Here is a 22310-nt window from a genome sequence, read left to right on the forward strand (position 1 = left end):
TTTTAGCTTCGAGTCCGCGGGTGCGCTTGCGCTCGTCAACGAATACTCAGGGTTCGCCGTCGCACCGGCTCACTATATTGCCTTCGCAGAGCACAAGCATGCATGTCCCTGCTGGATAATCTATCACTTGCAGAGGCTCACATGTCACCTCTATCGGATCAGCAGTTCGCTGCGTATGTCGGCATCGACTGGGCGGACACCAAACACGATGTCTGCCTGCAGGCGGCGGGCGACACCCGGCGCGAGTTCAGTTGCGTTCCCCATCAGGTCGCATGCATTGATGAGTGGGCAAAGGGATTGCATCAGCGTTTTGATGGGCCGATCGCAGTTGCCCTCGAACTGGCGAGGGGACCAATTGTCTCCGCGCTGCAGAAATATGATTTCTTTGTCCTCTTTCCGGTTAATCCCTCAACCCTCGCGAAGTACCGTGAGGCGTTCAAACCGAGTCGGGCCAAAGACGATCCCACCGATGCCGAACTGGCACTCGATCTGCTGCTTTGCCATCCCGAGCGGTTCGCTCCGCTGAGGCCGCAAAGCGCGGGTATGCGTTGTCTGATGAGCCTGATCGAGCAGCGCCGTGAAATGGTCGGCGACAAGACGCGATTCACTAACCGTTTATGCAATACGCTCAAACAGTATTACCCGCAGGCGCTGGAGTGGTTCGAGCACATCGACACGGTACTGTTCTGCGACTTCATCACCCGCTGGCCGACGCTTCCAGCCGTCAAACACGCCCACCGCAGTACCCTTGAGACATTCTTCCATGCGCACAACTGTCGCCGCCCAAGGCTGATCGAAACGCGTCTGGAATCCATCCGCTCGGCTACTTCACTCACCGAGGATCCCGGCATCGTCTCACCCTGCCGGCTACACGCGCTGGCACTGGTCGCACAACTGCGAGCCGCGCTGGCTGCGATCGATGTGTTCGACAGGGAGATTGCGACGGTCGCGCGAACGCTACCGGACTTCGCCCTGTTTGAATGCCTGCCGGGGGCGGGCCCGCATCTGACACCGCGGCTGCTTGCCGCATTTGGCGAACAGCGTGAGCGCTTCCGGCACGCGGCTGAACTGCAGAAGTATTCGGGCATTGCACCGGTCACTGAGCGCAGCGGGAAGAAATGCTGGGTGCATTGGCGCTGGCAATGCCCAAAATTCCTGCGCCAGACCTTCGTCGAATGGGCCGGTCAGACCATCAACAAATCGTTCTGGGCCGGCGCCTACTACCGGCAGCAGCGCGCGAAGGGCAGCTCATATCAGGCTGCCGTCCGGGCGCTGGCATTCAAATGGATACGCATACTCTACCGTTGCTGGCAGACCGGGACCCGGTACGACGAAAGCATCTATCTGAATGCACTCAGGAAGCGGGGCTCCCCCCCTTCTTGGAAGCCTCGCGCTTCCCCCCTCGAAACGCTTGACGGACTGACTCAGGGCGTGATACGGCCCTTCAAGCTGCCTGGCAGCGGTCGTTCAATCGCTGGGAAAGCGGACGTCATATACTGGCTGCAGGAGAAGCCGATGAAACGCACATGGACAATCATTGGTGTTGCTGATGTGGCCCGCAGCTTCAAGTGGTATCAGTCGCTGTTCGGACAACCGGAAACGCTGCCAGCGCATGACTACTTCGGGCAAATCGTCGACACGGATGGAACGGTCTTGCTATGCCTTCACCAGTGGGGCGCGCACGAGCATCCTCCGCTGGCTAGTCGCTACCGTGCGGAACCTGGCAACGGACTGCTTTTGTTCTTTCGTATCGATGATTTCGACGATGCGCTGCCGAGAGCCCGCGCGCTTGTCGCCGGACTCGAAGAGGAGCCCAACGTGAACCCCAACACCGGAACCAAAGAGTTTGCGCTCCGCGATCCTGACGGGTACTACGTCATGGTGAGTGCGCTCGACCCGCCCTAACACTTCCATCAGGCGGTCGCGCGGCCAATGGCTACTATCGAGCATTTGCGCCTTCGCTGCGCAGGTCCGCAACCGGCCGTTCAGTGCCTCATGCAAGCGGCGTATGCACGCCAGGGCAGCGCGATGCAGCGATCGACAGCAGCCGGACCCGCTCCGGCCAGTCAATCCCCTCCGAAGCAGCCGTTCAACGTTTCACATGAGTCGCGTGCGCGGCTTGTCCCCGACTCGCCGCTCGATGAAGCGATGAAGAAGAAATCGGATTGCCATACGTGGAACCGGCGAGCGGCGTGGTGCCGCTTGTTCCCGAAGAGCGCTGCCTAGTTCAAGACAAGCCATCCGCAGCCCATTATGAGATCGCGGAATTCTCAATCCGCTCCGTGGGATCTTCCTGCTCAACGTACAAAGGCCGGTCTGGACGAACTCGGTAAACAGTGTGCGTGAGGAGCAGCCGGTGAAGCTGGTTACGTACCTGCCAATCCGGCCGCCGAACTCATACGGTGCCAGTCGCAAGGCGAAGTTACTTCAGGTGAATGAGGACTGATCCCTCCGATATTTCCGGCGCGGCCGCGCCCGTGTTTCCGGCGTTTTTCGCGATCCAGTCCTTCGCCTTTTGCACGCTTTCATCAATGCCTGCCTTGTCCTGGCAAACAGTTACCGAGAATCCGCCATCGCCGCTGCGCGCGAGGGTGTAGCCGACAAAGCCTATGACCGAACGCAGCAGTTCTTCGACGTCAGTCGCTCGGTTCTCCAGCAGATCGAATAATTCCTTTGCACCCTTCCCGGAATATGTCCTTATAACAGTTTGCATGATTGGATCCTCCTGTTTGATGGACCAACGAGACGAGCACGCCGCACAAAATAATGTGGAGGCTCGATCTGCTCTTTCCGACAGCGTGTAGTGCGTGCAACTAATTGAGAAGGCCGCCCCACCTGATATCCGCGACCCTTACCTATCAGTGTAGTAACTGTGCCGTCGTAGTAAACGCAACGCCCGCAAATGGCCGTTTACTGCACCATGCACGCGGCCACACCCCCGAACCGCGCAGGGCAGCGGTCGACAGCCCTCGACCCCTAGTTGCCGTCGGACCCGGCACCAAGTCAACGGCAGACTTTAGGATCCAACGGCCATCCATGAGCCTGGTGCGGCCGGCAGGTTCTCAGCTTTTTGCTGGTTGGCGAGCGCACGGTTTTCGGTGACTCGACTATGATGATCTGGTAATGGCCTCGATTCCGCAGTAATACAGCAAGATCTCGAAACGGCGATTGTGGGAGGCGCAATGAGCGAGCAACAAAATGTTCAATTGGTGCAGCAAGCATACGATGCTTTCAGCAAGGCCGACATCGGGGGCGTCCTGAAAACGCTCGCCGAAAATGTCGACTGGTTCATACCTGGGCCTACGGAGATCATCCCATTCGCTGGTGGAAGGCACGGCCCTCAGGAGGTCGCGGAATTCTTCAGTGCGCTTGCTGCGACTCAGACTGCCGAACGGTTCGAACCTCTCAATTTTATTGCCAGCGAAGACAAGGTCGTCGTGCTTGGGGTGCAGCGCTGGCGCGTAAATTCAACTGGCATTACGTATGAGGATGAGTGGGCTCACGTCTTCACGATCGAAAACGGAAGAATCACGAAATTCAAGGAATACCATGACACTGCGGCTGAAGCGGCGGCCCATCGGCGATAGAAACATTGGTCTACCTTGATTAAAGCCGAGGCAACGTTCAGCGACCGCGAGTTTGGCCCTCATGTCGATTTTCTTCGGTAATTTTCTTCGGTACCACCAGCGGCGGCGTGCATCGATCCGCAACATCGTCCCCTCCCGCACGCGCCTGGATGCCTCGTGTGGGTCACCGCAACGCTTCGCTTGACGAATAACGCGCTCGGGGCATTCTCTTTCGTCAAAGGCCCGCCCCGTTGCGCCACTAGCCCGCTTTTCGCGTGGGACGGATCTGGGCGCCGGATTCGGCCCTGTCCCGGCGTTTCAGCGCACCGGAGAAGGCTATCCGCCTGCGCCTCCTGCATCGCACGACAGGCCTTGTAAGCATGTCTTTATGCTGAAGTCCAGTTATCGAATATCGCCAAGAGAGCTGGCAAGATCCCTCTTGGGCTCGCATCACGAATGACAGCCTGAGTTTGTCGTCAAGCCGTCACTAGGCCATCCTCGAACGATTCGATAAGATCGGCGGGGACGACACGATAGACCGCAGCTCAGGGACCGGCTCGGACAGTGCTTTAAGATCCGGCGCAGGTCGCCGCAGCGCGTCGACCGTAGCAAATGCCGCTTCGAGCGCCTCCGAAATGTCCAGCAACCGCCCGTCTCCACGCGCTGGGCCGACCAACTGCACACCAAACGGCATGCCGGCATGATCGACCCCGCACGGCAGCGACAACGCCGGATTGGTCATCAGCGAAACGAGGTAAGTCAGTCCCAGCCAGCGATAGTACGTATCGAGCGGCTTGCCATTGATCGCTTCGAGATGCCATTGGGACCACGGAAATGGCGTGACGGACACCGTCGGCGAAACGATCACGTCATAGTGCTGCACGAGCGACTGGAAGCGTCGATACAGCGTCGTTTGCATCTTGTGCGCCCAAACGGCGTCGCCGAGCGTCATCGATGCGCCCAGCTCGAAGTTCGCGCGCGTATTGGGTCCAAGCTGCGACGGATCGCGCTCATAGATTTCCGCGAACTGCGCAACGAAGTTCTGCGCGCGCACTACGTCGAAGCATCGGTCGATGCCGCTCATGTCGATGCATACCGGTTCGCACACCGCCACGTGCCGTGCGATCTTGTCGACCTTCGCGCGGAACGTCGCGCGGGATGCGTCGTCGAGCGCGCATACCCCGAAGTCATCGGTAAAGCCGATGCGCAGCCCCGACGCATCGATCGGACGGCGCTGCGCAAGCGCGGCCGAATCGACGTCGTAAGATAGCGGATCGCGCGCGTCGAAGCCAGCCTGCGCGGCAAGCAGCAACCGCACATCGCCGACGGTACGTGCCATCGGGCCGCTCACGGTAATCGGCGCCCACCCGAGTTCGCGCCGGTCGCCCGGCACGAGTCCCGGCGATGGCCGCAGTCCCACAATCCCGCAGACCGCGGCTGGAATGCGCAGCGATCCGCCCGTGTCCGAGCCGGTGCAGAGCGGGAGCATGCCGGTTGCGAGCGCTGCGGCCGATCCGCCCGACGACCCCCCCGCGTTCAGCAGCGGCGCAAAGGGGTTGCCCGTCGCGCCCCAGACGTCGTTGCGGGTGTTCGCACCCGCGCCCATTTCGGGCGTGTTGGTCTTGGTTGTCACGATGGCGCCCGCCGCCCGAATGCGTGCGACCATCCCGTTGTCCTCGTCCGGAACGTTTGCGCGGAAGAGCTTCGAGCCATACGTCGTGAGTACGCCGGCGGTCTCTTCCAGATCTTTCACGCCGATGGGCACGCCATGCAGCAAGCCGAGCGGCTCGCCACGCATCACCGCCGCTTCCGCGCGACGCGCTTCGTCGCGCGCACGTTCGAAACACGTCGCCGCCATCGCGTTGACGGCAGGGTTAATCGCTTCGATGCGCGCGATGCACGCGTCAAGCAGTTCGACTGGCGAGACACTGCGATCGCCGATCAGTCGGCGCGCATCGACGGCGGAGAGAGAGACGAGAGAGTCGTGCGTCATGGGCATCGAGGAGGAATCGGATAAGAGCTCAAGCCGCCGCTGGCGAAGGCAAGGCCTGCTCGACACAGGCGATGATCGCATCGCGCGTGTTCTCGAGATGCGCGTACGTCTGCTCATGCACGGCGCGCATATCGCGGGCGCGGTAGGCGTCGAGGAGATCGGCATGCTCGCGGTTGTTGCTGTCGAGGATATCGCTTTTGACGTGCATCGAGAGGGACACGTAAGGCCGCGCGACCAGCGACAGCCCTTCGACCAGTTCAAAGAGACGCGTGCCGGCGGCGCTCGCCATCAGATGCTTGTGGAACTCCTCATTGAGGATGGCCCACCTCTCGGACGACAATGTCGCGCACATTTCATCATGCACCTTTTCGGCGGAGGCGAGCTCGCCATCGGTGGCATGCGCGCAGGCGCGTTGGGACAGCATCGGCTCGAGCACCATGCGCAGTTCGTAGATTTCGCTGACGTCCGCGGCCGTGAGCGCGCGTGTGACGACACCCTTGTTGGGATCGATCGAGACCAGCCCTTCCGCGCGCAGGTCGCGGAACGCTTCGCGCACCGGCGTCGTACTGACGCTGAGGCGTTTGGCGATCTCTTCCTGCCGCAGCCGCGTGTTCGGTGGATACACGCCGTTGAGAATCTCGGCGCGCAACGTGCCGAGCACGTATTGCTGAATCGTACGAAAGGGCTGGCTCATGCTCGTCTCCGTGAGCGGTCGTTATCGTATGTTGCGCATTTCGTCGATCAAATGGTGACGGCGCGTCTTTCGAACTTCAGCATGCTTTCGATGCGCGCGGCAACGCGCAGCAGCTTCGCATCATCGCCGAAAGCGCCGACGATCTGGAAGCCGAGCGGCAGATTTGCATCGCTCCAGCCGGAAGGCACATTGACGGCGGGCGCCCCCATCAGGCTCCAGGGTGCGCAGAAACGGGCGTCGCCCGTATCGGCGTGTCCGTGGGGCGCTTCACCGCTGGCGGGCAAGGTCACGAGCGCGTCGCAGCCTTGCAGCAGCGCGGCAGACTGCGAGCGCACGTGCGCCTGCAACAGCAAGGCTTGCTGATAGCGCTCGAGCGGCATCGCCTGGCCTTCGGACAACAGCACGCGCATGTGTTCGCTCATCAGCGCGGGCGCGCGTGCGGCTACATCGCCGACGGCGCGATACGCCTCGACCGCGAGAATCGTCAGTGTCGCTTCGCGCATTTGCGGCAGGTCCGCGCCGTAGTCCAACTCGACGATGCGCGCGCCGCCTTCGCTCAGCGTCCGCAGCGATGCATCGAAATTGGCGCGTTGATGCGGCGCGATGAGTTCGTCCCAGAACGGCGTGCGAACGACGCCGAGCGTGAGCGCGGAGGTGCCGCGCGGAAAGTGATCGCGCCACGCCGCTTCGCTTTCGACCGCCTGAAGAGCGCCTTCGACGAACAACGCATGCGCGACGGCGACATCGTCGACGGATCGCCCGAAGAATCCGACGTGATCGAGCGACGCAGCCAGCGGATGCACGCCTTCGCTCGGCACCGCGCGATACGACGGCTTGTAGCCGACGATGCCGCAATACGCGGCCGGGCGAATGATCGATCCGACCGTCTGCGTGCCGATGGCGAGCGGCACGATGCCCGCTGCGACGGCCGCCGCCGATCCGCTCGACGAGCCGCCCGGCGTGTGCGCACGGTTCCACGGGTTGACGGTCGCAGCCGGTCCGCGCCAGGCGAATTCGGTCGTCGCGGTCTTGCCGAAGACCGTTCCGCCGAGCGCGCGGATCATCGACACGATGCGCGCGTCGCGCTCGGGCCGATGCCCGTCGTAAGCCGGCGAGCCGTAGCCCGTGGGCATGTCGGCGGTATCGGCGAGATCCTTGACTCCGATGGGCACGCCCACGAGCGCACGCGCCACGGCGCCGCGCACGGCGTACGTATCCGGCCGATGCACGAAGGCCCGAAGCCACGGCTCCAGCGCATCGGCGCGGGCCTGCGCGTCCAGCAGCGTCGCGCGCGCGGCGGCTTCGTCGTGACGATTAGCGAGCAGTGTCGTGAGCAATGATTGATCTGATCGATTCATCGTTACTTGCTCGCGGCTGCGGCGAACGTGTTGTCGACGCCATTGGCATAAGTGATTGCGCCGGGTTTGATGTTGCCGATCGACTCCTGCAGATCGAGTGCATTGCGGAAGGCCTGCTCGGAAATACCGGGCGTGGCCGCATAGATCTTCTGATCGATGAGACGCTGCACCGCCGAATCGACGATCTTCGGATCGAGCGATGGGAATTCGGCGCGCGCGACGCTCTTCGCCGTGTCGTGCGATTGCTGAATCAGAGCTTCGGCTTCACCGATCGACTTCACGAACGCGGCTACCATCTTCGGCTTGCTCTTGACGGTGAGAGAGAGCGTGTCGATGGTCGAGAATGCATAGCCGCCCGGATACGCCTTCGGGAACGCGTACACGATGCGATAACCTTGCGCGAGCCCCGTTTCCGCTTGCGGCATATAGAGCGCGGCGGCTTCCGAGCGCCCCGCCATCACCGGCGCGAGTTCGGTGCCGATCTGCACGGTGTTCATCTTCACGTCCGCGAGCTTCTGTTCGCTGATGAGCCGTTGCAGCAGATACGTGCTCGTCGACGGCGGCAGTGCGGTCGAGACGCTTTTGCCTGCGAGATCGCCGACGCCCTTGACCGTCGAATCCTTCGGCGCGATCACCCACACCGGCACGCCGGCGACCACGTTGGCCACGTTCACGAGCGATGCGCCCTTGAGGTTGGCGAGCATGGCGGTCATCGGGTCTTGCAGCGAGAAGTCCGCATGACCGCCGATCACCGCTGCAACGCCCGCCGCGCCGCTGCCCGCAGTGACCTTCTGCACGGCAAGGCCGTTCTTCTCGAAGATGCCTTTGTCGATAGCCACATAGAGCGGCAGGTACTGGATCGACTGAAATGCCTGATAGATGACCACCGGCTCGGCGGCCTGAGCGCTCGTCGCGCCGATTCCGGATGCGACCAGACATGCGGCCGCGATACTATTGAGCAGAGCGTGTGTCTTCTTCATTTTTTCTTCCAGGAAATGATCTTCGCTTCCGCGAGTTGAACGATCCAGCTGAGAACCGAGGCCATCAAGGTCAGCACGATGATGCCGAGCCAGACGGTATTGAGATCGAAGAGCGAGCCCGCGACGAACACCGCGTGACCGAGCCCCGACTGCGATGCAATGTATTCGCCGACGACCGCGCCGATCAACGCGAAGCCGATGTTCACGCGCAGCGTCGAGAAGATCCACGGCAGCGCGCTCGGAACGATGAGCTTGGTGAAGATCATCGACGGCTTCGCCTTGAACGAATGGAAGAGATTGAGCAGGTCCTTGTCGACTTCACGCGCGGCGGCGCAGGACGAGATCATCGCGACGGCGAATGTGGAGATGCCGGCGAGCCATATCTTCGACGAGGCGTCGGAACCGAACCAGATCACGATGAGCGGTCCGAGCGCAATCTTCGGAATACTGTTGAGGATGACGGACAATCCTTCGGCGACACCCGAGACTGTCGGCAGAAACCACAGCAGCAGGCCGAGACCGATCCCGAGGCCGCTACCGATGGCGAGACCCGCCAGCGTTTCATAGAGCGTGACCCAGGTGTCGGACACGAGCGTGCCCTGCGTCAGCCCGATGACGGCGGCCTCATAGATGCCGGACGGCGAGCCCAGCAGCTTGCCGTTGATCCAGCCCGCGCTAACGGCAAGTTGCCAGGCAAGAACCAGCGCAACGACGATACCGAAGACGGCGCCCGTCGTGCCGAACTTGCGGCGCGTACGGCGTACGGCTTTCCTTGGCGTGACGTTGGTGGACAGAACGGCTTCAGTCATGGACGGCTCCTGCAAGGATGCTCGATGGAGCGACTTCATCTGCGTCGCGCGAGGTGACGTGTCCGCGCAAACCGTTCCAGACACGCGCGTGATAGCCGCGGAACTCGGGCGCCTCGCGCGCGGAGACGGCATTGCGCGGTCCGTGCGTCGTCAGTTCGATGTCGATCTGGTCTTCGATGCGTGCGGGACGCCCGCCAAGCAGGATCACGCGATCGCTCATCGCGATGGCTTCTTCGATGTCGTGCGTGACGAGCACGACACTCGTGCCGCTTTGCGCACGCAGCGCGATGATGTCGTCCTCGAGTGCGAGACGCGTTTCGTAGTCGAGCGCGGAGAAGGGTTCGTCGAGCAGCACGAGCGTCGGATCGACGAGCAGTGTGCGCGTGAGCGCAACGCGCTGTCTCATGCCGCCTGAAAGCGAATGCGGATAGGCATCGGCGACGGCGCCGAGCCCGTAGCGCGCGAGCATCTGCCGCGCGCGGGCGATATCATCGGGCCGGACCTTGCGATACAACTCAATGCCGAGCAGCGCGTTTTGCAGCACCGTGCGCCACGGCATCATCAGGTCCTTCTGCAACATATAAGCGATGCGGCCCGCTTCCCCATCTGCGCGTCTGCCGACCGATATCTCGCCTGACTGCGGCGTGAGCAGGCCTGAAATGAGATTGAAGAGGGTGCTCTTGCCCGCGCCGCTTCGTCCGACGATGGACACGATCTCGCCATGTCCCACGGAGAAGTCGAGCCGGTCGAAGATGGTCACGGTCGAGCGATCGGGCGATTGAAATCCGTGACTGAGCTGCCGCACGCGCAGCGGTTCCGCGAACGTGTTGACTGTTGCGTTCGATCCCTTCATGTCGTTCCTCGCAAGGTCTCGTACTGGTGAAGTAGTTGCTGCAATGCATAATGCACAATCAAAAATCGGAAGCTGTCCTCGTCAAAAAAGTTTTTTCTCGGTGGACTCGCATGGGATGCGTCGGTGCGCAAACTTGGTGCCGCTGCGCCTCTGCAGTGCGCGTCGCTGTGCGAATCGGTGCATGTTGCGATGAAACTGTGCGGGGCGAGGCGTGAATTCAATGGCACATTAATCGCTTCGTGCAAGTCTCTGGAACGACGTTCATTCCGTTGGAAAGCCACTGCAAAGAGACGATTGCAAAGACAGGAAGTGTTCGATCCGTGCACGAGCGATCAGCCGATAGCCGCCCGAATCGTCAGCTTGCTCGACGGCGACAGCCTTGATGCTGTCTATCGCGACTGGCCGCGTTCGGACGCCGCACCGATGGCGCGTGTCTCGAGAAGCGCTGACACCGATCGATGGCGAAGCGCGGCGCGCGCTGCTCGACGAGGCGCGAGATCGCGGCTGGGAGACTTACGTCGACGATTGCGCGAACCTGTTCTTTCGTCGCAACGGTCTCGAGGATCTGCCACTGGACCTGACCGGCAATCGATACACACGCAGGCGGACGCCTGGACGGCGCTTACGGCGGGCTGGCAGGGCTCGAAGTGCTTCGCGCGCTGGATCGAGCGGGCATCGCGACACGGCATCCTGTCGAGGTCGTCGCGTGGACGAACGAGGAAGGCAGTCGTTTTGCGCCCGGCGCGGGGGCTCGAGTGCGTTCGTCGATCCCGCGTTGCTCACGGCTACCGCGAATCGCGCGACGCCGGAGGCATCCGGTTTGGAGATGCGCTGGATGAAGCGCTTCCGGCAACGCCCGTCATTGCGGTTACATGAAGGCCCGCTATCGTGGTTTGATGACGAACATCGCCCAGATCACCACGGTTCGGGAAAGTCGAAGGACGCGATCGGACAGCAGCTCGCCGGTGAGAAATGCGACGGGAATAACGCCTGCCCACGCGAAATGACGCCTAATGCTATCAGCACCCTCCTTGCCAGTGGCTCCGTCGCGCGGCCGGATATCGGTGACGATGAGATCGGGAATGCGGCTGTCATCGGCGAGGATGACGTCAAATCCATCCATCGATTCTGCGGCGTGCACGAACGCGCCCGCGCTCGCGGCACGTTTCAGTGGAATGGTGACGAGCAAACCGACGACATACATCATCGGCACCATCGTGGCGTGCGCAATCACCGACTCCACGCGCGCGTCGACGCTCTGGCCGCTGGGCTTGAAATAGAGCATGACCAGGTAACTGACAACGCATAGCCCGATCAGCCACGCCGCCGTGATCCCTCGGAGCCGGAATGCCATGAATATCACGAAAAGGGAAAACGTCAGGATCGGATAGGCTTGCCGCCAAGCCAGGTCGCCCGGATAGATCTGCACCATTCTCAGGACCGCGCACCAGCAACTGATCGTCCAGACACTGAGCAGCTCGACGGCCCTCCGCTCGACGAAATAGCATCGTTGAGATCCAGAACTGAGGGATCTATACACGCCGACGACGGTGAAGGTGACGGTTCGATAGTCGAAACATCCTTCTGGCCCGCGCCCCTCACCTAGCTGCCTCGGTAAAGCTCGACCATCTTCGCTGCTTCGCCATTTTTCTGGAAATCCTCCAGCTCGCGCATCACCTGCTCGCGTGTTTTTCCGGGGAGAACAGGATCTGCCGATGTGGCAGCCGGAACCGCGACCGCCGGAGCCTGCTGGGTGCTGCCAGCCGCTACGGACTCCTGCTGGTTGGTCGCTGATTGGGCGAAGCATCCATCTGCTGTCACTCCAGCCACCACGACAAGACAGACGGTAACCGATTGATAAAGTTTCATGAGAGTACTCCTTCGAAGTTTAAGAGATCGGCGTGTTCACTCTCTCGCCGACCCACAGCATTCTTCGCACGAGCCAACGCAGATTCGGCCTCCTTGCGACGATCAGCCGATCCAGGTGCACTCGATGACTGCCCTGTCAGCGTTGCTGTCATATTCATTCTTGGCCAGCCGAAACGCCATCGCAACGCACATGCGTAGGCGATGAACAACCACCGTCGGCGAAAGATGTATGCACTGTCGATGTCCGATCCCAATCCCGATCCCGATGACGTGTCGGACATTCGCCTCCCGACGGCGGTCCTTCCTGAACGGTCCAACTGCGGGCACGTCACGTCGCTGATACATTTGTGGCTGATGGTAGGGAGGGCGACCTGCTATTCTGTTTTTATCGCACCGCGGCTACGGACGAGGGCGTTGTGCATCCGTGGCCTTCGACATCGCTTTCGCTGCAATTCGCCGCATTGCTCCGTTAGCCACGATCGGTGGAGATCTTTCCAGCCAGTGGTGCGGCGATAAAGCTCATCGATGTGGAGCACTATCCCACGGTGATTTTTCTGGTCCGGCAGGCCTTATGAAATTGTCAGGCTTCGTGGTACGCAAGTTTGCCTCGGCAGATCTCGAGCGCGCGTTCCGTACTGACTATGCGCGCCGCTACGCCGGCCAACGCAGGCTGGCTGGCGCCGCCAGCCTCCTGCTGTGGATCCTGTTTGCTCGCCGCGATTGGTGGCTGCTGACCCGGGTCGATCCCAGCATCATCTTTCACGTTGGCTATCTGCGGCTCGCAGGTGCCGTGGGTATGGCTGTGCCGATATGTTTGATGTGGGGACCGCGTGCCTTCGACGAACGCTGGGTGGTCGGATTGCTTTGCGTATGGATGCTGAGCTGCTGGTTCACCCTCTTGCAGTTGATGGAGCTTTACCCGGCGGCCTTGGCTTTCCGGGAAGTATTCCCCGAATTTTTACTTGTCCTTTTCACGATATTCACATTGCTCCGACTTCGAGCAATCACGGCAGCGTGGTTAGTCGGGCTGGGCGTTGTAAGCTTTCACCTTACCCTTTCTCTCTGGCCACGGACGGGCGCTTCCACGGTGGGCGCTGGCTGGGCGTCCCGTGGGTCTGTGTTGGCCATCATGTATTTTATGGGCGTTGTCATCTGCATTCAGTTTGAACGCGCTGCCCGCCGTGAATTTATGTTCAGGCGGACATTGCGCGCAGCAAACGCACGCGTTCAGGCGGCGTCCTCCGCTGTCAAACGGCAGAATGAACGCATGAGAGAGCTGGTCAGAGAGAAGGAACGGTTCTTTTCATCGGCCTATCACGACATCCAGCAGCCGCTCGCCGCAATCAACCTCTTCATCCGCAGCGCGCGGACAAAGCTCGAAGCTGGTCACGCCGCAACGCATGATCTCGACGTCATCGAGGAGACGGCAGGCGACATCCTCGACATGTTCAAGAACATTCAGGACTACAGCGAACTAGGTTCGTACGTTCCAAGCCTGTCGCCGATCGATACACAAGCCGTGCTGGCCGATGTTTTTGAACAATATCTTGAACCGGCGAGATCGCAGGGCATCGAAATCAGAAGCACCATGCGCTTGCGCCGCCCGCCGCCCATTGAAAGCGACCGCTCGCTGTTCAAGCGGGTATTGTCCAACCTCGTATCGAACGCGATCAAGAACACCCGCATGGGAGGCGTCGTTATCGGGTGGGTGGAGGTCGGTGAACGGCTTCGCATCGACGTCTGGGATACGGGCGTCGGTATCTCGCCCGCACATCGGGATGCGATATTCGCCGAGTACTATCAGATTGACAACCCGGGCCGCGATCGCTCGAAAGGCTTGGGGCTCGGGCTGTCCATCGTCCAACGGGTCATTGGGATTCTGCCGGGGCACAGCTTGAGGTTCTATTCGGTCGAAGGGCGCGGGTCGCACTTTTCCCTGTACGCTCCAATTTCGATAATGACGCCGGTCATCGGGACGGAGGACCGAAAGGATGACGCATACACGTCCGTGCTCAAGGGCAAATACGTCCTGCTTTGCGACGACGAACCGACCGTTCTCGAAGGTCTGCGGCGGCTGTTTATCAGCGCGGGCGCACTCGTGGATACTGCCGGGTCAATGACGGGCTTCGAAGCGATTCTGGCCGATGAAGGCCGCGCACCCGACGTCCTCGTCACCGATATACGGCTGCGCGAAGGGCCAAACGGCATTGAGCTTGCCGAACGGATCAGGCGGCGTTTCGACTGGGCGGGCGCGCTGCCCGTTGCGTTCATCACGGGCGAGCTGATTTCCCCGCCCTCACTTCGCGATTTTTCCCAGCCTTTCGTGTTGCTGCGCAAGTCTTCCGCGCCAGAAAACACGCTCGTTGAAGTCAGCCGGTTCGTTGCCGCCCAACAGCCGGCAGACTTTTGTCATGTGCGGGATCCGTGACTGGCGGAACGCCAAGTTTGATCCCTCTATCTGCAAGCATCACGATCAGTTCCGTACGGCGCCGCAGATTGAAATGCGCGAGCAGATGACTGATGTATTTCCGTACGGTAATGTCCTCGAGCCCCATTTTCAGCGCGATGACCTTGGATGGAAGCCCGCGCACCAGCCACGCCAAGGTTTCGAACTCTCTCGGAGTCAGTCCCAGTTCAGATGCGGTGCTCATTTCTGAGTTGCCTCCCGACTGGTGGTTCCGAGGTTCATCCGCGGGGGCGTCGTCTGTGCTCATGTCACGCCTGAGCGTCGCGATGCTTGACGCAGGCAGGAATACGCCGCCGGCCAGCACCGCGCTTATCGCCGCATGGAGCGCTTCAGGAGATGACGATTTGGGCACGTATCCCATGGCGCGAAGTTCGATGCATCGGCCAATGGTTTCCACGCTACCGTCGGCCGAGATCACAATCACCGGTAAAGACGGGCGCGACTCCTTCAATTCGGCAAGCGCGTCGCAACCGTGACCATCGGGAAGGTCGAGATCGAGAAAAACGATGTTCAGGAATTCGCCGAGCGCATGATTCAAACCTTGTGACAACGTACTCGCGTGCAGCAACTCGATGTCCGGAAAGATCTGTCTCAGCAGAAGCGCCAGTCCGGCTCTGAACAGTTCGTGATCGTCGACGATCAGTACGCGCATTCCATCGTCTCCCTGAACCGCTTTCGAAGCGGGCCGCAATGACGCAGCGGATGATGCTACATCCGTGGCGGTCTTGCGTTGTGTCAGACCAATAGTACATGCAGTGTACCAATGCCCCGGACGGCGACGGCTGACCAATAGGACATTTCCTCGAATGTGGCGGTTTTTGCCCGTCGTCCGGCGATTCAAGCCTACCGGAATGGGGATAAACTCACGAGCGGACGCTTCAACTTCACCTGCTCGCGCAGCGGTTGGCGCAAGAAATCTCCCTCTGGCACCGGCGTCTTCGGGCCAATCCCCACTTCGTCAAAATTTGCAGGATTCGTGCGGCAATATGCATGCACCATGTAAATCACGCAACTCCATTTCCGCATCGGATTCTTGCTGCGTAAGCCGCTGAGAGTTGTTCGGGAACGCCTACTTGGGCAGAGCGATGTTGGCACTCAATTGCGCGAATTCAGTTTTGCTCATCGATAATTAGCCGTTAGTCTTAAATCGTTGCACCATTTATCTATTGAGTTGACTAAGGCCAAATTCAAATTCCCGTCTCAGTACGCCGGACACATCAATGAACATTTGTTCGGCCGTCATCTCGTTCTGCTCGATCTGAAGCGACATGAAGACGCCGTCCAGCAATTGAAGTAACATTCGCCCCATTCTTTGGGCAAGGTGCTTCGCACCGTCGGACTCATAGCCCTCTAAAAGGGGGGCCACAGATCGCTCGACATAATCCCTCCATTCGCGCCGGATCTTGACCGCAGCGTCCCGTATTTCATGGCGACTGGCTTGATGTTCGGTTGCGACGATCATCATAAGGCGCAAAAATTCCGGTGCCTGAACGAAGCCAGAAGCGAATACCATCAGCTTTTCATAGGGGTCGGTCTTCTGATCCGAAAAAGGCTTAAATTTCCGCCTCCATTCCTCTGCAGTAATGGTAAGGACTTCTGCAAAGAGCCTCTCTTTGGATTCAAACGCCCAATAGATTGACCCCGAAAGCACGTTCGCTTTTTTTGCGATCTTTGATATCGATGCCGCTGTATATCCTTGCTCGGCAAACACCTCGCGCGCGGCCGCCAAGATACGGTCGCGAGCGAGCTGCGGATCGACGTTTTTTTTTATTTTTTCGTTTGCATTAGGCATAAATCTTCTTTCTGAGTTTGTTTCAGCCCTCCATGATAACTGGGTTTTCCAGTCTGATCGGGGTGAATGACGACGCGGTGCAAATCGCGCAGGGACGCCTCGGCGGGTGCATCGAGGGTGCTGCGATCCAGCGGGGGCGCTGCATGCATGAGGGACGCCTCCTGGCACGAACGGAACCAGGCTCGGCCGACGGCGCACGCGGGGACCGCATCGAAACCCAGTCTACTCGAACATGCGAGACGATGTGTCTGCCAGCCCGCCGTTGCCGTCGAAATCGCCTGGCAAGGCAGCCACGCGAGCGCGGGCCGATCCTGCCGGCGCAGACCGGACGACGCTCGCGGCGTAACCGCGCAGCCGGCGTGGCTCGTCAGTGTTCGTCGGGCGCCACCAGCCCCGAGCGCTGCTGCCGGCCCCACGAGCGCCCGCCGCGCAGGAAGTGCAGCCAGCCGAGCAGCGCGCCGGTATGGCGAATCAGCTGGAACGTGAAGGGCTCGGCAAGCGCCGCCGCCATGGCCATCCACAGACTCGAGCTGGGGCGCTCGCCGGTCCAGCGCCGGTACAGGTGGATACACCAGAGATAGAACGCCAGGTCGATGGCGGTTTTCAGGCCGATCACGCAGAAAATCGACACCACGATCGCGCGGTGCCCGCCGAACAGAAAGCCGGGCAGCAGCGCGAACGCGGTCAAGCCGTAGATCGGCTGCATCGTATCGATCGCCTTGACCGGCAGCATCAGCATCCCGAGCGTGCCGTAGCGCGGATTGCCGGTCATGTCGCGATTCCAGTACTGAGTCTGCAGAAAGCCGGCGAACCAGCGGCGCCGCTGCCGCAGAAAGCTGCCGAGCGTGCCGGGCGCGTCCGTGCGCGCATGCGCGTCGCCGACCACGCGCACCGCCCAGCCGAGCCCGTGATCCGCCGAATGGCGGCGCAGCCGGTGAATCAACTCGTAGTCCTCCACCAGACACTGCGGGTCGAAGCCGCCTACCGCCAGCAGCGCATCGCGCCTGAACGCGGCGAACGCGCCCGACACCAGCAGCAGGCTGTCGGCGCGCATCCACGCAAAGCGCGCGATGAAGTTGCGCATGTACTCGTAGGTCTGGAACCACTGGAACACACGGCCCGACACGCTCTTGCCGCAGACCGGCACGAGAATGCCGGCCGCCGCGACGAGCTTCGGCTCGCTCGCGAACGCGGCGCGCATCGCGTAGGTGGCGTCGTCATCGAGCAGCGTGTCGGCGTCGACGGTCATCACGGTGTCTGTCGTCATCACGGTGATCGCTGCGTTCAGCGCGCGCGCCTTGCCGCCATGCGGCACGCGCAGCCAGTACAGATTGGGATAGAGCGAACTGGGCGCGCTCAGTTTGCCGTCCGCGGCCGGGGTCAGGCCGAAGCGCTCCGTGAGCAGCGCGCGCGTGTTGTCGGTGGAGCCGTCGTCGGCGATCACGATCTGCGTCAGGCCGTGCACCTGCCGCAGCAACGCGGCAAGCGTCATGGGCAGCACGGCGGCTTCGTCATGCGCGGCGACGATCACGCCCATGGCCGGCAAGCTGCGCGTCTCCGAGGCCGGATCGAGCGGCGCCGCGGGGCGCAGGAGCGGCAACGTCTTCAGTGTGACGAAGCCCAGCAACAAGGTGTCGTAGGCCACATACGCGAGGCCGGTGGACCACGCCACCACGCCATGCAAAAAGAACGCCCGGGCGAACAGCAGTAGCCATACCACGACGACACTCAGGTGAATCAGCGTGCTCGGCAGCGGGGCGGGGCGCGGCAGAATGCGCGGCGATATGAGCGCGAGCGCCTGTTCCAGTGATCTCTTCAAAATGGCTGCTGAATCTGTCGATACCGCGTTGATAAAAGGCCTGCGTCAAAAGGAACAGCGACGGCCGTCACGGCACCATGCGTTTGAGCACCGACTTGCGATCGATCCATTGATGCTTGAGCGCACCGCCCACATGCATCAGAAGCATGGCGTAGAGCGCATAGCCGAGCCACGCATGCAGGGCGCCGAAGCGATCGTGCAAGCTTTCCTTCAGCGCCGGATCGAGACGCGTCACGTAGCCGATGCGCGGCCACGGGAACAGGTTGAACAGGCGCATCGGATGAGTCGCCGCGTCTTTCCAGGCCGAATCGTGCAACCAGCCCGACAGCGGCAAGCCGATCATGAGCAGATACAGCACGAAATGCGCGACGTGCGCGGCGCGCATTTCCCAAGCCGGAAAGTCGGCCGGCAACGGCGGCGGCCGGTGCGACACGCGCCACAAGATGCGCAACAGCACGAGGCAGAGCACGGTGATGCCGATCGATTTGTGAGTATCGATCACCGGACGCACCCAGTCGTCAGGCAGCGAATCCGCGCTGAGCCCCAACACGACATTGCCGATCATCAGCACCGCGATGATCCAGTGCAGCAGCATCGCCGTGCGGGTGTAGCGCCACGAAGCCTGCGCAGCGCTCGACTGCGCAAGCGGGACAGGGGCCGGAGTGGTCATCGATGATTCCGTCCGGACATGAAGGCGATCCTGCACAACCTGTTTAAAACGGCGTCGTCGAAATAGTGCCTGCGTCTATAAATTGACCCCGATAGAACGTTCGCTTTTTTTGCCATTTTTGATATAGATGCCGCCGTGTATCTTGCTCGGCAAGCACCTCACACGCGGCCGCCAAGATGCGGTCGCGAGCGAGGTTCGGATCGACGGTCTTTTCGTTTTTCCGTTTGCATTAGGCATCAATCTTCTTTTTGAGCTGGTTTCAGCCCTCCACGATAACTGGATTTTCCAGTCTGCCTATGCCTTCAATTTCTACCGAGATGGGCTTGCCTGAGCGTCGGAGATCCCAATGAGCCAGCATGAGATACTTGCCACCGATCCGCGGCTGCATCGCAGTGCCGCAATGCAGCACATCGCCTGGTTCAAGCGTCATGTATTTGGACGCGTGGGCGATAATCCTTTGTACCGAGAATGTCAAATTAGCCGTTGAATCTTCGAAGACAAGATCATCGCCGTCGAAGGAGTTGATCGTCAGCCGATTGGGGTCCTGAATTTCATCGCGCGTGACGATCCAAGGCCCCATCGGACCAAAGGTATCGGCACCTTTGGACAATGTGTGATACGTCAGATAGATCGAGCGCTCGTGCTCCTCGTCTCGTACGTGACGCCAGGTCAAAAGTTCCCGGTATCCGCCACGGACCACCCCGGGAAGAACAATCTCCAGGCTGTCTTGTTCCTTCAGCCCGGGTGAGGTCACGTCATTCACGATGGTGTAGCCAAAGACGTGGTCGAGTGCCTGCGACTCCGCAATCATCTTGCCGCCGCGCCCAATCACTACCCCAAGCTCTGGCTCGGGGTGAGTCAGACCGAACTCTTCTCGCACGATTACGGGTCGTCCGCAACCTATCAGCGAGCTGGCAGGCTTGAGAAAGAAGGCGGGATTTGCAAACGGCCGAAATGCCAACTCTTGTCCCATCCGATTATTGATGGCGACGCCGATGATCTTACCAGGTCGAGAAAGCGGAGGGCACCACGAGACCTGGTTCAATGGAATTGGCTGGACTCCCAACAATGCGGCCGTGATCGTCTCCTGTCTCAAGCGATGATCGGCCATCGCTGCAATGAGCGCCTCAAGGGATTCCGGTGCTTGCGCACCCAATGCACCCTTAAGATCCACGACACCTGCGTCACACACGACGCCATAAGTCCGCCGCTGAGCGGTCTCAAAACTACAGAACTTCATCTCGGAACCTCCACGTTGCTTGACCAGTAGAAGTGGCCATGATACCGTGCCTTGGTTGATCGATCAAGCAAGAGACAAATTTTTGTTCTCGGGCCGCCCGGCAAAAGGGCTTAGATGGCGGCGCGAGCCGCTCTGGAGTGAGTAAATGGATTTCATGATGGTGTGCGCGTCGCACTCTCCCATCCTGGACTTCCCTGCAAAGCAGAGTCGTTCAGTGCGCAACGTTCTCGAGGCACTCGAGGGTCAGCGCGCGCGCATCGCTTCGTTCGCACCTGATCTGGTGATCCTCTTTGGCGTCGATCACTATGGGGGGCAGCAAATGAATTGCATGCCGTCGTTCTGTGTCGCGGTGCAAGCGACGGCGCTTGCTGATGTGGGCGGGACGCCGGGCCATCTCAATGTCCCCAGGGACCTGGCGGTGCAGGCGGTAAAGTCGATACGTGGCCAAGGTGTGGACACGGCCGTTTCATACGCCATGGAGGTTGACCACGGTTTCTCGCAGGCACTGAAGTACCTGACCGGCGGGCTGGCCGCCTATCCTGTCCTGCCGATCTTCGTGAGCTGCCTCCAACCGCCATTCAGCCCCTATGCGCGCGCCCGGGCATTGGGGGAGGCGGTCGGCAACTTTGCGCGCTCGCTGCGTCAAGCTCGCGTGCTCTTTATCGGTACCGGCGGGCTGGCCCACGACCCGAGCAGGCTGTTTCCTCCGATCGACTCGGTTAAGGACCGATGGAGACCCTACATCCTGCAAGGCAAGGCGCAATCGCAGGTGACGCAACAAGCCTGGATCGACTACGAGATCAAAGCCCACCGAACCGTTGCAAAAATCCTCGCTAGCGTCCTCATGCCTGCAAAACTGGCCGGGCTCAACGACGGCTGGGACAAGGCGTTCATGGAGGCGTACTGCTCCGGTCGATTGAACCAGTTCGACGACTGGGATCCCGAACAGGTGATGGCCAAGGCAGGAATTGGAGCGGTGGAAACCCAATCCTGGGTCGCCGCCGCAGCTGCCATGCATGTCGCAACAGGCGCTGTTCCTCACAAGGTATTTCAGGAGCTATCCAAAGAAATTGGCATTGGTTTTGGCATTGCGGAAGCCGGTCCAGCAAAAGGGCGCAGTGTCTGCGCCCCCCAGCTTTGAACTGCTTCGGATCCGAGCCAGAGATCGCAGACAAATTTCGATACATAGGTCTGCGAAATGACGCTCCGCGCCGATTTAAATGGTGTTGAGACTTCGGCTTGTTGCAAGCGCCTCCGCATGCGCCGGCCGCCAGACTTCGCACGATCCGGACGATTAGCCCAAGCCTGTTTTTTGTGCCGGCTGCCGCTTCCGGCAAGCCGCGATTTTGCCCAGGACAGGGTGCACGGATCTCATCGCGGCCGCGGGCGATGCAGACCGCTTCGATATCCAGAAAAAGAAGCCTCCAAAAGGCATCGGGTCCATGCATGCACGAACAGTCCGATTCTCCCAAACCACGTGTTGCCCCTGCCGCCTAGGTATAAACGACAGTATCGTCACGATGACGATACTGTCACCATGAACACCACATAACGGCCATTGCGTCGTGTAATGGGTGATGCGCATGCCGCATGCAACACCAATGCTGGCCGACGGCAGACATAGCCCTATCGGCGCGGTCAGGCTTGCGCCGAGCGAAGCCCCGACAAGCCACCGTGCGCGGCATCGCCTACCGCTGCTGGAGAAATCATGGAGAACACGATGCGGCTAACCAGATATGCAACCTTGCCCGGGCTGCTGTTGCTGCTCAGTTCATGTGGCCGATTGCGAGATCCGTTCATTGAGTCGCAGGTACGCGATCGGACCGACTATTCGGTGATTCAGGACAAGTCGACGAATTGCGTAATCGTTTGCGGCACCGGGTCGCCGCAGATCACGTCGGTGTGCGCTCAGGGCTGTACCCTGGCGGCGTCCGGAACGCAACGATTCCTGTTCCGTGCGGGCGAGAACGCCATGCGCAACATCGAGGTCAGCCACGTACCACTAAAAAGCGGTTGACGGAGCATTCATCCCTGTGGTTCCAGAGCTTTCATCCCGCACCGGCGTGTAAAAACGCTGGTCCAGAGCAGTCCGTTGCCCAGCTAACGCGCCCGCCACGCTTCTTTCAACTAGGAGAAACACATGTCTTCCGGAGCCGATGGATGGCTCCGGTGGGACACCGGTTGCCGTAGTTCTACAAAA

The 22310-nt window shown here is 60.6% G+C and carries 20 protein-coding genes and 1 pseudogene; 7 read left to right on the forward strand and 14 right to left on the reverse strand.

The features are described 5' to 3' along the window. Window positions 1-141: 141 nt before the first annotated feature. Window positions 142-1395, forward strand: a pseudogene (locus HDG34_RS25670) (IS110 family transposase); the annotation flags it as partial. Window positions 1396-1515: 120 nt separating this feature from the next. Then, window positions 1516-1905 (forward strand): VOC family protein, encoded by a 390-nt coding sequence (locus HDG34_RS40230; RefSeq protein ID WP_184063553.1) that lies wholly within the window; start codon window positions 1516-1518, stop codon window positions 1903-1905. Window positions 1906-2422: 517 nt separating this feature from the next. Here the strand turns inward: HDG34_RS40230 and HDG34_RS25680 are convergent. Beyond that, window positions 2423-2713, reverse strand: a complete 291-nt coding sequence (locus HDG34_RS25680) for a hypothetical protein (RefSeq protein ID WP_184063196.1) — start codon at window positions 2711-2713, stop codon at window positions 2423-2425. Window positions 2714-3182: 469 nt separating this feature from the next. On the opposite strand from HDG34_RS25680, the gene HDG34_RS25685 reads away from it, so the two are divergent. After that, window positions 3183-3587: a nuclear transport factor 2 family protein gene (locus HDG34_RS25685; protein WP_184063198.1), complete on the forward strand. Its 405-nt coding sequence runs from the start codon at window positions 3183-3185 to the stop codon at window positions 3585-3587. 466 nt (window positions 3588-4053) lie between these two features. Here HDG34_RS25685 and HDG34_RS25690 read toward each other — a convergent pair whose 3' ends face one another. From HDG34_RS25690 to HDG34_RS25715, 6 genes are read right to left on the reverse strand one after another with little or no spacing between them, the layout of a single operon-like run. Continuing rightward, window positions 4054-5559, reverse strand: a complete 1506-nt coding sequence (locus tag HDG34_RS25690; protein ID WP_184063201.1) for an amidase — start codon at window positions 5557-5559, stop codon at window positions 4054-4056. A gap of 28 nt (window positions 5560-5587) precedes the next feature. Continuing rightward, the gene (locus HDG34_RS25695) at window positions 5588-6253 is read right to left on the reverse strand and encodes a GntR family transcriptional regulator (RefSeq protein ID WP_184063203.1); all 666 of its coding nucleotides are present in this window, start codon (window positions 6251-6253) and stop codon (window positions 5588-5590) included. A 47-nt stretch (window positions 6254-6300) separates the two neighbouring features. Beyond that, window positions 6301-7611: an amidase gene (locus HDG34_RS25700; RefSeq protein ID WP_184063205.1), complete on the reverse strand. Its 1311-nt coding sequence runs from the start codon at window positions 7609-7611 to the stop codon at window positions 6301-6303. Between the two features lie 2 nt (window positions 7612-7613). After that, window positions 7614-8591 (reverse strand): ABC transporter substrate-binding protein, encoded by a 978-nt coding sequence (locus HDG34_RS25705; protein WP_184063207.1) that lies wholly within the window; start codon window positions 8589-8591, stop codon window positions 7614-7616. Continuing rightward, complete coding sequence (locus tag HDG34_RS25710) at window positions 8588-9400, reverse strand: ABC transporter permease (protein WP_184063209.1); 813 nt, start codon at window positions 9398-9400, stop codon at window positions 8588-8590. The genes HDG34_RS25705 and HDG34_RS25710 overlap by 4 nt, the downstream gene beginning before the upstream one ends. Further along, the gene (locus tag HDG34_RS25715; RefSeq protein ID WP_184063211.1) at window positions 9393-10253 is read right to left on the reverse strand and encodes an ABC transporter ATP-binding protein; all 861 of its coding nucleotides are present in this window, start codon (window positions 10251-10253) and stop codon (window positions 9393-9395) included. The genes HDG34_RS25710 and HDG34_RS25715 overlap by 8 nt, the downstream gene beginning before the upstream one ends. 647 nt (window positions 10254-10900) lie before the next feature. Between HDG34_RS25715 and HDG34_RS40235 the strand changes: the two genes are divergently transcribed. Continuing rightward, window positions 10901-11092: a hypothetical protein gene (locus tag HDG34_RS40235; protein ID WP_409259560.1), complete on the forward strand. Its 192-nt coding sequence runs from the start codon at window positions 10901-10903 to the stop codon at window positions 11090-11092. A 44-nt stretch (window positions 11093-11136) separates the two neighbouring features. Here the strand turns inward: HDG34_RS40235 and HDG34_RS39460 are convergent, their stop codons facing one another. Both HDG34_RS39460 and HDG34_RS25730 read right to left on the reverse strand, forming a co-directional pair. Continuing rightward, entirely contained in the window at window positions 11137-11685 is a 549-nt protein-coding gene (locus tag HDG34_RS39460; protein WP_184063213.1) for a hypothetical protein, read from the reverse strand. Between the two features lie 170 nt (window positions 11686-11855). After that, window positions 11856-12122 (reverse strand): hypothetical protein, encoded by a 267-nt coding sequence (locus HDG34_RS25730; RefSeq protein ID WP_184063215.1) that lies wholly within the window; start codon window positions 12120-12122, stop codon window positions 11856-11858. 424 nt (window positions 12123-12546) lie between these two features. Here HDG34_RS25730 and HDG34_RS39890 point away from each other — a divergent pair, with 424 nt between their 5' ends. Then, on the forward strand, window positions 12547-14550 hold the full coding sequence (locus tag HDG34_RS39890) for a hybrid sensor histidine kinase/response regulator (RefSeq protein WP_184063217.1): 2004 nt from the start codon (window positions 12547-12549) through the stop codon (window positions 14548-14550). Here the strand turns inward: HDG34_RS39890 and HDG34_RS25740 are convergent. The 5 genes from HDG34_RS25740 to HDG34_RS25760 all read right to left on the reverse strand — a co-directional run bounded on the left by HDG34_RS25740 (window position 14492) and on the right by HDG34_RS25760 (window position 20110). Continuing rightward, on the reverse strand, window positions 14492-15241 hold the full coding sequence (locus HDG34_RS25740) for a response regulator transcription factor (protein WP_184063219.1): 750 nt from the start codon (window positions 15239-15241) through the stop codon (window positions 14492-14494). The genes HDG34_RS39890 and HDG34_RS25740 overlap by 59 nt on opposite strands. 507 nt (window positions 15242-15748) lie before the next feature. Next, entirely contained in the window at window positions 15749-16381 is a 633-nt protein-coding gene (locus tag HDG34_RS25745; protein ID WP_184063221.1) for a TetR/AcrR family transcriptional regulator, read from the reverse strand. A 367-nt stretch (window positions 16382-16748) separates the two neighbouring features. Next, window positions 16749-18200 (reverse strand): glycosyltransferase, encoded by a 1452-nt coding sequence (locus HDG34_RS25750; RefSeq protein ID WP_184063223.1) that lies wholly within the window; start codon window positions 18198-18200, stop codon window positions 16749-16751. Between the two features lie 67 nt (window positions 18201-18267). Next, the gene (locus HDG34_RS25755; protein WP_184063226.1) at window positions 18268-18870 is read right to left on the reverse strand and encodes a cytochrome b; all 603 of its coding nucleotides are present in this window, start codon (window positions 18868-18870) and stop codon (window positions 18268-18270) included. A 259-nt stretch (window positions 18871-19129) separates the two neighbouring features. After that, window positions 19130-20110: a fumarylacetoacetate hydrolase family protein gene (locus tag HDG34_RS25760; RefSeq protein ID WP_184063229.1), complete on the reverse strand. Its 981-nt coding sequence runs from the start codon at window positions 20108-20110 to the stop codon at window positions 19130-19132. A gap of 145 nt (window positions 20111-20255) precedes the next feature. On the opposite strand from HDG34_RS25760, the gene HDG34_RS25765 reads away from it, so the two are divergent. Continuing rightward, on the forward strand, window positions 20256-21251 hold the full coding sequence (locus HDG34_RS25765; protein WP_184063232.1) for a hypothetical protein: 996 nt from the start codon (window positions 20256-20258) through the stop codon (window positions 21249-21251). A 567-nt stretch (window positions 21252-21818) separates the two neighbouring features. After that, window positions 21819-22127, forward strand: a complete 309-nt coding sequence (locus HDG34_RS25770) for a hypothetical protein (protein ID WP_184063235.1) — start codon at window positions 21819-21821, stop codon at window positions 22125-22127. Window positions 22128-22310 lie beyond the last annotated feature (183 nt).

Origin of the sequence: Paraburkholderia sp. HC6.4b (genome assembly GCF_014200875.1) — a bacterium.
Taxonomy (GTDB): domain Bacteria; phylum Pseudomonadota; class Gammaproteobacteria; order Burkholderiales; family Burkholderiaceae; genus Paraburkholderia; species Paraburkholderia tuberum.

Bases quoted from the DNA above. Each gene is read 5' to 3' on its own strand.
- HDG34_RS40230 (WP_184063553.1), top strand. From the start codon at position 1,516: ATGAAACGCACATGGACAATCATTGGTGTTGCTGATGTGGCCCGCAGC.
- HDG34_RS25680 (WP_184063196.1), bottom strand. From the start codon at position 2,713: ATGCAAACTGTTATAAGGACATATTCCGGGAAGGGTGCAAAGGAATTA.
- HDG34_RS25685 (WP_184063198.1), top strand. From the start codon at position 3,183: ATGAGCGAGCAACAAAATGTTCAATTGGTGCAGCAAGCATACGATGCT.
- HDG34_RS25690 (WP_184063201.1), bottom strand. From the start codon at position 5,559: ATGACGCACGACTCTCTCGTCTCTCTCTCCGCCGTCGATGCGCGCCGA.
- HDG34_RS25695 (WP_184063203.1), bottom strand. From the start codon at position 6,253: ATGAGCCAGCCCTTTCGTACGATTCAGCAATACGTGCTCGGCACGTTG.
- HDG34_RS25700 (WP_184063205.1), bottom strand. From the start codon at position 7,611: ATGAATCGATCAGATCAATCATTGCTCACGACACTGCTCGCTAATCGT.
- HDG34_RS25705 (WP_184063207.1), bottom strand. From the start codon at position 8,591: ATGAAGAAGACACACGCTCTGCTCAATAGTATCGCGGCCGCATGTCTG.
- HDG34_RS25710 (WP_184063209.1), bottom strand. From the start codon at position 9,400: ATGACTGAAGCCGTTCTGTCCACCAACGTCACGCCAAGGAAAGCCGTA.
- HDG34_RS25715 (WP_184063211.1), bottom strand. From the start codon at position 10,253: ATGAAGGGATCGAACGCAACAGTCAACACGTTCGCGGAACCGCTGCGC.
- HDG34_RS39460 (WP_184063213.1), bottom strand. From the start codon at position 11,685: ATGGTGCAGATCTATCCGGGCGACCTGGCTTGGCGGCAAGCCTATCCG.
- HDG34_RS25730 (WP_184063215.1), bottom strand. From the start codon at position 12,122: ATGAAACTTTATCAATCGGTTACCGTCTGTCTTGTCGTGGTGGCTGGA.
- HDG34_RS25740 (WP_184063219.1), bottom strand. From the start codon at position 15,241: ATGCGCGTACTGATCGTCGACGATCACGAACTGTTCAGAGCCGGACTG.
- HDG34_RS25745 (WP_184063221.1), bottom strand. From the start codon at position 16,381: ATGCCTAATGCAAACGAAAAAATAAAAAAAAACGTCGATCCGCAGCTC.
- HDG34_RS25755 (WP_184063226.1), bottom strand. From the start codon at position 18,870: ATGACCACTCCGGCCCCTGTCCCGCTTGCGCAGTCGAGCGCTGCGCAG.
- HDG34_RS25760 (WP_184063229.1), bottom strand. From the start codon at position 20,110: ATGAAGTTCTGTAGTTTTGAGACCGCTCAGCGGCGGACTTATGGCGTC.
- HDG34_RS25765 (WP_184063232.1), top strand. From the start codon at position 20,256: ATGGATTTCATGATGGTGTGCGCGTCGCACTCTCCCATCCTGGACTTC.
- HDG34_RS25770 (WP_184063235.1), top strand. From the start codon at position 21,819: ATGGAGAACACGATGCGGCTAACCAGATATGCAACCTTGCCCGGGCTG.